The organism is Hyunsoonleella ulvae, from assembly GCF_016827605.1.
Classification (GTDB): domain Bacteria; phylum Bacteroidota; class Bacteroidia; order Flavobacteriales; family Flavobacteriaceae; genus Jejuia; species Jejuia ulvae.
Genome location: NZ_JAEPJQ010000002.1, coordinates 766,526 through 778,784, shown reverse-complemented (window position 1 = coordinate 778,784; position 12,259 = coordinate 766,526). Strand labels below are relative to the sequence as shown.

Below are 12,259 nucleotides of genomic sequence, written 5' to 3'. Positions count from 1 at the left end.
ATGAGAAAAAAACAGTTAATACTGATTTTTTTAATAAACAGCATTATTGCTTTTGCTTATTATTTTGATAATAAAGATGCTCATTATAGTGAGTTATCATCAGATATTCAAAATATAATTCCCGTTGCCCAAAAGTTTGATAATCCACAATTATTTCAAAAAGATTTATATTTAAATTCCCTTGAGAATGTAAAATACTACACACCTTTTTACATACAAACATTACGGTTTATTGCTAAGTTTACAGAGTATAATTATGTACAAGCAATTAATGTTTTAGGGTTTTTGTGTCATTTGTTATTTGGTATATTATGGTTTTTTGTTCTTTTTAGGTTTGTATCCAGTTTTTGGGTGTCTCTTTTTATTTCAATAGTTGTAAGAGGGGTAGTTTGGCTTCCGGGTCTGGAGATGTGGGGTATATCAGATTTATGGACTATCATGCCAAGAACAGTATATATTTCTTTATTGCCATTACCATTTATAATTCTGTCTCAGAATTTTAAAAATATCGTTTTATCATCATTTTTAATTGGTCTTATCTTTAATTTTCATCCAATTACTGGCTTAGGAGGGATACTGTTATTTTTAAGTTTATTACTTCTTTATAGTCGATTTTTTAAGGAGAAATATAGTTTTAGCATTACTACTTTCATTATGGCTTTGTGTTGTGTTTTCATTGGAATGCTTCCTTTTATCTTGACATATTTTGGAAGAACGACATCTACGCTAACCTACGACCCATCTGTTTTTGATGAGTTTTTCAGATTAAGAATTCCATCTTATTTTAATAATCCTTTGCAGTTTTTAGAAAAATGGATAGCACCTAGAACTCTATTGTTTTTAGTACCATTAATTGGTTATTTATATTTAGGCAGAAAAAATCAGATACATTCTAAAATATCAAAGTTGTTGTTAGTATTAGCCTCAATAGCAATTGTTTTACCATTATTAAGTATTCCAATAGAGCGTTTTATAAATAATTTATTCAACGTCAATTTTAGAATGTCGTTTCAATTAATACGTATACAAAAGGTAGCTATAATACCCGGTTTTTTTGCTTTAGCGTATTTATTAAAAATAGGATTGTCAAAGCTTTCTTTTTTAAAAAACCGCTATTCACTAATATTTAGCATGTATGTTGTTTTACTTGTATTTAGTAATTCCCAAATACTATCTTTTATCCCTTTTATAAGTGATGATATTTCAAAAAGTATATTACCACAAAATTTATCTTTGCTTTCAGGAAAAACTGATAACGAGTTAGACATTGATAGAATGTCTCAATTCATAATAGAAAATACTAAAGAAACGGATGTTTTGTGTGGTAGCCACATCTATCGTGGGGCAACAAGACGATCAGTAGTTTTTGATGGAAAGTCGTCTTCAATGCTAATTGAAGGTAACCCGAAGCAATTTATTGAGTGGCAACAACGACAACAAACAATTAGTAACCTTAATTCAATAGATGAGGTAGTATCTTATTTAAAAAGATTTGATGTAGATTATTATATTACCCGAAATGTAAATGTACCCGCAAACTTAGTACACAAAGAAGGGAGTATTTTTTTATATAAGCTGTGAAGAAAACTTTAATCTACATAGGAAATAAATTATCTCATTCTGGTAAAACAGTAACCTCGATAGAAACCCTTGGAAGGTTTTTGAGTTATAGTGGATATCATGTAATAACAAGTTCTTCAAAAACTAATAAGTATTTCAGGCTTTTGGATATGTTTATGACTGTTTTTAAACATTATAAAAAAGCAGATTATGTTTTGATTGATGTATATAGTACTTCTAACTTTTATTTTGCATATATAATAAGTCAGTTGTGTAGATTTTTAAAAGTTAGATATATACCCATACTAAGAGGTGGAAACTTAGATAAAAGATTAAAAAAGTCTCCTGTAAAATCTGCACAAATCTTTAAAAATGCACATATTAACATAGCTCCGTCTTTATTTTTACTCTCTTATTTTAAGGAAGCTGGATATCAAAACTTAATATACATTCCTAATACTATTAAAATAGATAAATATCTATTTAAAACACGAAACCTTGATAGCATACGTTTACTCTGGGTACGCTCTTTCTCAAGAATATACAATCCAAAATTAGCGGTATACATTCTAAAATCTTTACGAGATGAAAATTTAAATGCGAGCTTGTGTATGGTAGGTCCTGATAATGATGGTAGTTTGTCCGAAGTAAAAACTTTAGCAAAATCATTAAACTTAGATGTAGAATTTACAGGAAAACTATCAAAAAAAGCATGGCATAAAAAAGCTGAAAACTTTAATGTTTTTATTAACACTACAAATGTAGATAATACGCCAGTTAGTGTTATTGAAGCCATGGCATTAGGTTTACCAGTGGTATCTACTAACGTTGGGGGCTTACCATTTCTAATTAAAAATAATAGTGATGGGATTTTAGTAAAACCTAATAATGTAGAGGAATTTAAAAACGCCATATTAAAGTTAAAGAATACTCCACTTTTAACTCAGCAAATAGTATCAAATGCCCGGGATAAAGTTCAAGGTTATGATTGGGAGATAGTAAAAAAGCAGTGGATGTTAATTCTTTCTTAACGTTTAACAAAATACTTACTATATTTGATATGGTATTAATTCTCTCTAATCATGCCTAAGAACAGCATACATTTTAATATTTCAGAGCGGAAGATATTATTGAGGGTTTTTGATATCGTAGCAGTTCTGGCATTACTCTATATTGTTGGTAATTCATTTGATTTTGATTACTTCTCCATTACCAAAGAAAACTGGAAATGGATACTGCTCCTAGTGGTATACATATCAGTATTTGGTTCTGTTTTTGAGCTGTACGATTTACAAAAGTCCAGTAAACTCGAAAAAGTATGGGTTAATATTTTGCTTACAACATCAATAACTGTGTTGTTTTATTTATTAACACCATTTTTTACTCCTGTTTTACCAGAAAACAGGTTGCAAATATTATACTTCTTTCTATCAATGTTTGGAGCACTTCTCATTTGGCGTTTAGCTTATATAAACTTTATAACCTCTCCAAGATTCTATAAAAAAGCATTATTGGTAGGAGAAACATCAAACATAACTACCATTTTAAAAACCTTTAATCATGCTGATCCTAATTACAAAATAGTTGGTTTTATAAATTGCGAAATAGAGAGAAGTGAAAAAGTTAAATTTAAAGGCTTAAGGGAATACCATCCCAAACAAATTTATCAGATAGTTAGAGAAGAAAATATTTCTGAAATTGTAGTTGCGAGCTATAATTCAGAAAACATAACTCCTGAAATTTATACAGATTTAATCACGCTTTTAGAGGGCGGATTACCAATTAAGGAATACACGCAAGTATATGAAGAGTTAACACAACGCATTCCAGTACAGTTTGTAGGAAAAGATTTTTACAAATACTTCCCTTTTAGTCGTAGTAATCAAAATAAAATGTATTTATTCTTCCATCGTTTTTTTGATATTTTGATTGGAATAATGGGTATTGTTATAGGACTGTTGTTTGTACCTTTAGTCTTGATGGGGAATTTAATTGCCAATAGAGGCCCATTATTTTACACCCAAGAACGTATTGGTAAAAATGGAAATCTATTTAGTATAATTAAGTATAGAACCATGATTATTGATGCAGAAAAAAATGGAGCTGTATGGGCTAAAAAAAATGATGCCAGAATAACACCTTTTGGTAGATTTATGAGAAACACCAGAATAGATGAGATACCACAATTTATCAATGTCTTAAAAGGTGAGATGAGTTTAATTGGACCTAGGCCTGAACGTCCACATTTTGTTAGGGAATTATCACAAATACTTCCATTTTATGAAACTCGCCATATTGTTAAACCAGGCTTAACTGGGTGGGCACAGGTAAAAACCAGATATGGCTCATCGGTCGATGATAGCTTACTTAAGCTTCAGTATGACCTGTTTTACATCAAGCATAGAAGTTTTGTGCTAGACGTAAATATTTTATTAAAAACATTAAGTACCGTTATTTTCTTCAGGGGCCAGTAAACTAATTAGGCTTTAGAGTATTTAATTAAGTAAGCATACCTAATAAACATTGCAATTAATAAGGGAATTAAACCTATTGCAAAAACTTGGACTCCAGTAACCCAATGGAAAATCATTAAACAAAGTAAAATAAACAGAAACTTTAAATACTTATTAAACCAGGTACTCATTTTATGTTTAAATACTTGATGCAGCACAATAAGATTTAAAGGGCATACCCACAGAAGGTTATAGTTGTTATGGGTAGTTTGATGATCTGTGGCAAACCACAATAACAAAATAAATACACCAGCCAAACCAGTTAAAGCGAAAAGGGCTATGTCCAATATTTTTGTACGTCTATGTTTTTTATAGTCTTTGTAAGTAATAAAAATGATGAGTAATCCCAATAATCCAAAAATAAACAAGGGGCTAAAGAAAAAGTTTAATGTTGCATCTTGAGTTTTGTTTTTAAATAATACCTTATTGTTTTTAATCAAAGGCGTATTACCATCAAATTTTGTAGCATTTTCAAAAAAAGCATATATGTTTTTGGGTAGGAACATATGCTGTTCAGGAGTAGCTTTACGGTCAATTACTGCACCTAAGGCTATATCTATTCCAAGACTTCCCCATGAGTTTCTATTTAAATTTTCTTGAATTAATGTCCGGAAAGTTGCTTCCTTATAATTTTTGGGGATGTTGTATTGTATGGTATTATTGCAAGCTACATTTGTTACATCTTTAATTTTAGTGGCACAATTATCAAATAGAAAATCATATAAATACTTTCTGTTTTCTGGTTTATAATTTTCAATAAGATAACCAAAGAGTTTCTGTTTTTCTGCGTAAGTTAAATTTAGGGTTTGCTGCTTAATGCTTCTATTAGCAATAGTGTAGGCTCTGTAAAAAACATCAAATCGATTTAATCCAATCAAGTAGTTTAGTTTTCCTTGAGCAAACTTTAGTATAAAATTTGGAGCCTCGAAATCGTAAACGCCATAATTAAATACTAAATCAAAACCTTTAGTGTCATCTTGAATTCTAAATGCACTATGGCCAAATGCATCATTTAATGAAGCGCCTGGTCCTATAGTAAGAACACTAATTTTAGCATTTTCTGAAAGTTCTTGGGCGGGAAGAATTAAGAAAAACAAGCAGGTAACAAATATAAAATAACATCGCATTATCTAAAGATACTAAAATCAAGCTTTAAAGAAAATACATTTGAGTAAAGCGCAATACTTTGATCGCCAATATCAGTAAATGCATAATCTATTTGAACTCCGTTGTATTTAAAACCTACACCAAAACTTGGTTGAAAGCTTAATTGTTCAGTGTTGTCAATTTGTAATTCGTTTTGGAAATTACCAACACCACCACGAAGATACACCATATCAACATATCCAAATTCAAAACCTAAGGCTGGATTTATACTAGCAAAAGATGATGAGAAAATATCATTATTTTCTTCAAAACGAACGTTTAAGTTTGCAGAGGCCAGAAGGGTATAATCGTAATGAAATGTCATTAATTTAGAAACACCTATTTGTAGCTTAGGGATAGTAATTTCGGTTGTCTCAGGTAGTTCTTGGTTTTGTCCTTCTACAGCATCTCTTACTGTGGCAAATTGTGCTTCATCAATCGCCCAAGCATTAAATGTAGTAGTGATATCCCTTGCCATCACTCCAAATTTCCAATTGTTTTTTGTCTCAAATTGTATACCAGCATCTAAACCAAATCCCCAAGACGATGCAAAATCACCAATAATTCTGCGAATTACTTTGGCATTTACACCATAGTTTAAACCTTGTATAGGCAATTTTCTTGCATAAGAAAACGTAAGTCCATAATCTGCTGTTGAAAACAGGCTAATCCTGTCATAGTTAATATTACCTTGTTCGTCAATAAGCTGTGTTGTGTTTAAAATGTCATCCACAGCAAAGCGTATTAGTGAAATACCAACAGCACTTCTATTATCTAGTGGCATGGCAAAACCGGCATAATCATAATTAGCTATATTGGCAAAATAACTGGAATGCATTAGTGCTAATTGATTGTCTTCTAGGTTTACTAAACCTGCTGGGTTCCAATACCCAGAGTTTACATCAGAAGAATGCGCAGTAACAGCACTACTCATACCTAAAGCAGCAGCGTCAACACCAATATTCATAAACTCATTAGAATATTTTCTAACGGTTTGACTAGAAATAGTTATGGCTATTAAGCTAAATAGTACAGTAATATGTTGTTTCAATCGCAATTTTTTTACAAAGATGCACATTATACCAGTTTTATCATAAAATATGCTTATGAAAAAGGTATGTTTAAATGCTTTCCTATAACGTCAAAGTCTCATATTTGTTGCATTAGTATACAATATCTTAATAGATATTATTTAATCTTTGCGAGTAACACTAATAGTTTATTATTTTTACCAAAATATTTCTTTTTCCATGAAGCAATACATACCTAATGCGCTTACCCTTTTAAATTTATTATGCGGTAGTATTGCTGTTCTATTTGTTGTGAATAACAATCTAGTATATGGAGCACTATTTGTTTTTTTAGGCATATTTTTTGATTTTTTTGATGGTTTCGCCGCAAGACAACTTAATGTGCAAAGCGAATTGGGCTTACAACTAGACTCTTTGGCAGATGTAGTTACTAGTGGTTTGGTGCCAGGTCTGGTAATGTTTAAGCTTTTGGAATTGGAGGAATCTGACTGGGGAGAAGCTGATTTGTCCAGTGGTTTTGAAATTCCCTTTTTTCCGCTTTTAGGTCTTTCCATTACCCTAGCTTCAGCATACAGATTAGCTAAATTTAATGTAGATACAGAGCAGCAAACGTTTTTTAAAGGTTTACCAACTCCTGCTAATGCACTATTGGTGTTGTCTTTTCCTTTAATTTTGGAATTTCAGGATAGTGATGCTATAAATGCCATTATTTTAAACAAATGGTTTTTAATAGCTGTAACAGTTTTAAGTTGTTGGCTACTAAACTCTGGAGTGAAGTTGTTTGCATTAAAGTTTAAAAATTACAATTTTAAGAATAATGCAACACGTTACATATTTATTATGCTTTGTTTGGTATTGTTAATTGTGCTTCACTTTGCAGCAATACCAGTAATTATTATTCTATATATTCTTATGTCTATTTTAGACAATACAACTTCTAAATAAAATTTATGGCTTCTGGTTTTTTTGCGTTGTTAGATGATATTGCTGTTCTTATGGATGATGTAGTAGCAATGAGTAAAATTTCTACTAAAAAAACTGCGGGGATTTTAGGGGACGATTTGGCTGTAAATGCTGAAAAAGCTACTGGCTTTGTGTCGTCTAGAGAGTTGCCTGTACTTTGGGCAATTACTAAGGGATCAGCACTAAATAAATTAATTATCCTGCCAATAGCATTCTTATTGAGTGCTTTTGCACCAATAGCTATTGTAGCGGCATTGGTTTTAGGAGGCTTATATTTGGCTTACGAAGGTGTAGAGAAAATATATGAATTCTTTTTTCATAAAAGTCATAATACAGAGCATAGGGTTTATGCAGATAAAGCTTTAACCCAAGAAGAGCAAAAAATAGCAGAAAAGAAGAAAATAAAATCAGCCATATTTACCGATTTTATCCTATCAGTAGAAATAGTAATAATAGCTTTGGGTACTGTATTAGAAAAGCCAATTTTATTTCAAATATTAGTGGTTTCTATAGTATGCGTTATTGCCACTGTTGGAGTTTATGGTATTGTTGCCTTAATTGTTAGAATGGACGATTTTGGTTGTAGATTGGTAAAACTTGGTAATGAAAAAGGAGTATTAACTTATATAGGGAACTTTTTAATTCGTGCTTTACCAGTTGTTATTAAGAGTTTGGCGGTAATTGGTACCATAGCACTTATTCTGGTTGCTGGAGGCATTTTTGTTCACAACATAGAAGCTATTCATCATATTACAGATGGGTATAAAATTCCTAGTATAATAACTGAGTTTATAATTGGTTTATTGGCAGGTGCTATTGCTGTACTTTTAGTTAAAATATTTAAATTCCTTTTCTTAAAAAAAACATAATAATGTGTTTACGGTGTAAAGCTTATCTGTTTTGTACAAGATTTACATCGAATGCTTGATTTGTCACAATATTTTTCGATTTAACGTATTATTTTTGATAAAAAATGTTTCTAATTATGAAAAATAAATGGTTAATGCTAATCATAGGATTAGTGCTATTAGGTTGTTCAACATCCAATGATGATGGAGAAGTTGTAAAGATTGAACCAGAACCTAAAGATGAAGAAGTTGGGGGAATAAGAAACCTTACACCTACGCAACTGGTTGCCGATATGGGACCTGGTTGGAATTTTGGAAACTCTTTTGATGTACGTAGCAAGGATAAAACCGCATGGGGAAACCCACTGCCAAGTACAAACGTTGTTGATGCTGTTTTTAATCGTGGATTTAAAACGCTAAGATTACCCGTTACTTGGGGGTATGATATGGGAGAAGCTCCTAGTTTTGCTGTTGAATCTGGTTATTTTGAGCGTGTAGAGAATATTATAGAACACGCATTAAACAAGGGGATGTATGTAATAATTAATGTGCATCATGATGACAAGTGGGTTGTTCCTACTTTTGCGCAAGCTGATGCGGCAAAGAGTCAGTTAGGTGCACTTTGGACACAGATAGCTAATCGTTTTAAAAACTATAGCGATTACTTAATTTTTGAAATATTAAACGAACCAAGGCACAAGGATACGCCTGAGCAATGGACTGGTGGTACGGAAGAAGGAAGGGAAGTGTTAAACGATTTTTATAAAACCGCAGTAGATGCGATAAGAGGTACTGGAGGAAATAATGAGAAGCGAAAATTGATGATAGCCCCTTATGCGGCTTCTGTAGTACAAAAAACTTGGGATGATTTAGTAATTCCTAATAATGATCCTAATGTTATTATCTCTATACATGCATATGTACCTTTTAGATTTGCATTGGATGCCAGTGATCCCGATTGGGGGTCTGATGAGGATAAAGCAGATATCGATGCTCTAATGAATAGGATAGAAGCTAACTTTATGGACAAAGGTTTCCCGGTAGTTATGGGAGAATGGGGAAGTATAGGCTTATTAGCTACTGAAGCAGAGCGTTTGAAGCATGCCAATTATTTTGTAGCATCTTGTTTGTCTAAAGGAATTGTTCCAGTAGTATGGGATGATGGTGGCGATTTTGAACTTTTAGATAGAAGAAATCTGGTATGGAATTTACCATCTTTAGCTGATGCGGCAGCAAATAAAAATTAAAAATACGTACAACTAAAATAGTATGGATTAGGGAGTAGCCTTTTGGGTTATTCCCTTATTTTTTTCTTACGAAGCTCAAAGTTTTGTCCAAGATATACTTTTCTAACCATGGCGTCATTGGCCAATTCTTCTGGTTCCCCAGCTTTAAGTATACTACCTTCAAACATTAAATAAGTTCTATCGGTAATAGCTAGGGTTTCCTGTACGTTATGGTCTGTAATTAATATACCTATATTTTTCTTGGTAAGTTGTGCTACGATCCGCTGAATATCTTCCACGGCAACGGGATCTACACCTGCAAAAGGTTCGTCTAAGAGGATGAAATTTGGGTCGGTTGCCAAAGCCCTTGCTATTTCAGTACGACGACGTTCACCTCCTGATAGTAAATCGCCTCGGTTTTTACGGATGTGGCCCAGGCCAAACTCCTCTATTAAAGATTCCATTTTCATGCGTTGCTCTTTCTTACTGAGCTTGGTAAGTTGTAGTACGCTTAAAATATTATCTTCTATACTCAATTTTCTAAATACAGAGGCTTCTTGTGCCAGATATCCAATACCGTTTTGTGCACGCTTGTACATGGGGTACTTGGTTATCTCGGTATTATCTAAATAAATGTGGCCACCATTAGGTTTTATCAAGCCTACAATCATGTAAAATGATGTTGTTTTTCCTGCGCCATTAGGACCTAGCAGTCCTACAATTTCGCCTTGCTTTACTTCCAAGGATACATCTTTTACTACTTTTCGCCCACTGTAGGACTTCATTAAATTTTCGGCTCGTAAAATCATGGGTGCAATTACGGAAATTTTAGTTAATTCTGGAAATTGTTGTGTTTGTATAACGTTTTGTTAACGGTTTTGTTGCTTTTTATAAGAACTAGACTTTTGTTAATTTGTATATAACTTTGATTTAAGCTTCTTGTTTGCGGATAGGTGCGTTAGGGATTGAACGGCATGTTTGAAATCCCCGACGTAGGAGGGATTGAGTAGTGAAAGCCCGACCCTTTACGGGTAACGCCACAATGATATTACCCATTTGCTTTAGCTCTTTTACGTTGTTTTTTTACTACTATTTTAGAAATATAGATGCTTATTTGGTATAAGATTAAAATAGGAATGGCAACAATAACTTGACTTGCGATATCTGGTGGCGTTATAATTGCTGCTAAAATTAGTACTACTACTAAAGCATATTTTCTGTAGGTTTTTAGAATTTCAGGAGTTACAATACCAACTTTTGTTAGGAAATATATAATGATGGGGAGTTCAAATATTAATCCAGATGCCAGTACAGATGCTCGAATAAGACCTATATAACTGTTTAGGTCGAAATCGTTATGCACTTTATCTGCTACAGAGTAAGTACCTAAAAAGTTTATGGATAATGGGCAGATAATGTAGTACCCAAAAAGTACACCCAAAAAGAATAGTAACGATGAAATAATGATAAAACCTTTAGAATGTTTACGTTCGTTTTCGTGCATTGCAGGGCTAATAAACCGCCATAGCTCAAAGATTACATACGGAAAGGCTATGATAAACCCAAAGGTTATGGAAGTCCAAATATGGGCAGAGAATTGGCCTGCCATGGTTCTACTTTGTACTTCAAAATCAAATTCAGTATTACAAAAGCTATCAAAACCTAATAACTGTGAAGCCTTACACAGTAAATCGTAGGTTAGGAAATTAGATTTTGATGGACCAAAAATTAGCGTCTCAAAAATGAAACTTTTTAAAAGAAAAGCTACCGTAGCTGCAATCATTACTGCCACTACACATCGTATTAAATGCCATCGTAATTCTTCAAGATGATCTAGAAAAGACATCTCATTTACATCTTTCTTTGCCATTATATAATTCCTTCTTTTACGAGATCGTGTAAATGAATAACGCCTTCGTAATTTCCATGATCCTCAACGAGTAATTGTGTAATTCCAAAGTCTTCCATTATTTCTTTGGCGTCTATGGCCATGGCATCTGAAGCGATGCGCTTGGGGTTTTTACTCATAATATCTTTTGCTGTTAAATCACTAAAATCATCAGTTTTACTTAACATTCTACGTAAATCACCATCGGTAATTACGCCTACAATGGTATTGTTTTCCACTACAGCGGTAACACCCAGTAGTTTTTCAGAAATTTCAACAATTACATCTTTAATACTCGCATCGGTATTTACTTTTGGTTTTTGGTTTACTGATGAAATGTCGTGAACCCTTAAGTATAACTTTTTACCCAACGCTCCTCCAGGGTGGTATTTAGCAAAATCGTTGCTGGAAAATCCGCGTTTTTCTAACAAGCATACTGCCAAGGCATCGCCTATTACCAATTGAGCTGTTGTACTTGTTGTTGGTGCTAAGTTATTGGGGCATGCCTCTTTTTCAACATAAGCGTTTAATACAAAATCGGCTTGTTGCCCCAGAAAAGATGCTGTATTGCCCGTAATAGCTATCATTTTGTTATTAGCACTTTTTATTAGTGGTACTAAAACTTTAATCTCAGGTGTGTTTCCACTTTTAGAAATACATATTACCACATCGTCTTTTAAAATCAATCCCAAATCTCCATGAATAGCATCGGCAGCATGCATAAAAATTGCTGGAGTACCTGTTGAGTTTAAGGTTGCCACAATTTTACTGGCTATTATGGCGCTTTTACCTATACCAGTAATCACAACGCGCCCTTTAGAATTAAAAATGAGGTCTACGGCATCAGCAAAATTATCGTCAATCAAGGTAGACAAATTTAAAATGGACTTAGCTTCCATTTCAATAGTTTGCTTAGCAGTATCAATACTCCCTTTTTTACTATTCAAAATATATAAGTTTTAAAGTAATTGTGCTCAATAAAAGATTTTATTATCTTTATCAATAGCCAATTTAAAATTTTATTGTAAATTCAAATTTCGTTTGCAAAATTAACGAAAAAAAGAATGAGGGCTCTCCATATGAA

At 32.8% G+C, this 12,259-nt stretch carries 11 protein-coding genes; 6 read left to right on the top strand and 5 right to left on the bottom strand.

Features of this window, described 5'->3' with window-relative positions; genetic code table 11:
* The 3 genes from JS605_RS08815 to JS605_RS08805 are packed head-to-tail and all read left to right on the top strand — an operon-like array spanning position 1 to position 4,034.
* Positions 1–1,581, top strand: coding sequence for a hypothetical protein (locus tag JS605_RS08815; protein ID WP_203257326.1), 1,581 nt, complete (start codon positions 1–3; stop codon positions 1,579–1,581).
* Positions 1,578–2,591: a glycosyltransferase family 4 protein gene (locus JS605_RS08810; RefSeq protein WP_203257325.1), complete on the top strand. Its 1,014-nt coding sequence runs from the start codon at positions 1,578–1,580 to the stop codon at positions 2,589–2,591. The genes JS605_RS08815 and JS605_RS08810 overlap by 4 nt, the downstream gene beginning before the upstream one ends.
* A 51-nt stretch (positions 2,592–2,642) precedes the next feature.
* Entirely contained in the window at positions 2,643–4,034 is a 1,392-nt protein-coding gene (locus tag JS605_RS08805; protein ID WP_203257324.1) for a sugar transferase, read from the top strand.
* A gap of 5 nt (positions 4,035–4,039) precedes the next feature.
* On the opposite strand, the gene JS605_RS08800 is transcribed toward JS605_RS08805, so the two are convergent.
* Both JS605_RS08800 and JS605_RS08795 read right to left on the bottom strand, forming a co-directional pair.
* Positions 4,040–5,170 (bottom strand): lipoprotein N-acyltransferase Lnb domain-containing protein, encoded by a 1,131-nt coding sequence (locus JS605_RS08800; protein WP_239000306.1) that lies wholly within the window; start codon positions 5,168–5,170, stop codon positions 4,040–4,042.
* Positions 5,171–5,199: 29 nt separating this feature from the next.
* Positions 5,200–6,270: a putative type IX sorting system protein PorV2 gene (locus tag JS605_RS08795; protein ID WP_449554937.1), complete on the bottom strand. Its 1,071-nt coding sequence runs from the start codon at positions 6,268–6,270 to the stop codon at positions 5,200–5,202.
* Between the two features lie 199 nt (positions 6,271–6,469).
* Between JS605_RS08795 and JS605_RS08790 the strand changes: the two genes are divergently transcribed.
* The 3 genes from JS605_RS08790 to JS605_RS08780 all read left to right on the top strand — a co-directional run bounded on the left by JS605_RS08790 (position 6,470) and on the right by JS605_RS08780 (position 9,308).
* On the top strand, positions 6,470–7,195 hold the full coding sequence (locus tag JS605_RS08790; RefSeq protein WP_203257321.1) for a CDP-alcohol phosphatidyltransferase family protein: 726 nt from the start codon (positions 6,470–6,472) through the stop codon (positions 7,193–7,195).
* Between the two features lie 5 nt (positions 7,196–7,200).
* On the top strand, positions 7,201–8,082 hold the full coding sequence (locus JS605_RS08785; RefSeq protein WP_203257320.1) for a DUF808 domain-containing protein: 882 nt from the start codon (positions 7,201–7,203) through the stop codon (positions 8,080–8,082).
* 116 nt (positions 8,083–8,198) lie between these two features.
* Positions 8,199–9,308, top strand: coding sequence for a glycoside hydrolase family 5 protein (locus JS605_RS08780; protein ID WP_203257319.1), 1,110 nt, complete (start codon positions 8,199–8,201; stop codon positions 9,306–9,308).
* Positions 9,309–9,355: 47 nt separating this feature from the next.
* Here the strand turns inward: JS605_RS08780 and lptB are convergent, their stop codons facing one another.
* The 3 genes from lptB to JS605_RS08765 all read right to left on the bottom strand — a co-directional run bounded on the left by lptB (position 9,356) and on the right by JS605_RS08765 (position 12,074).
* Positions 9,356–10,096, bottom strand: coding sequence for an LPS export ABC transporter ATP-binding protein (lptB, locus tag JS605_RS08775; RefSeq protein ID WP_203257318.1), 741 nt, complete (start codon positions 10,094–10,096; stop codon positions 9,356–9,358).
* A gap of 239 nt (positions 10,097–10,335) precedes the next feature.
* Positions 10,336–11,157, bottom strand: a complete 822-nt coding sequence (tatC, locus tag JS605_RS08770) for a twin-arginine translocase subunit TatC (protein ID WP_203257317.1) — start codon at positions 11,155–11,157, stop codon at positions 10,336–10,338.
* Entirely contained in the window at positions 11,157–12,074 is a 918-nt protein-coding gene (locus JS605_RS08765; protein ID WP_203257402.1) for a KpsF/GutQ family sugar-phosphate isomerase, read from the bottom strand. The genes tatC and JS605_RS08765 overlap by 1 nt, the downstream gene beginning before the upstream one ends.
* Positions 12,075–12,259: the final 185 nt, after the last annotated feature.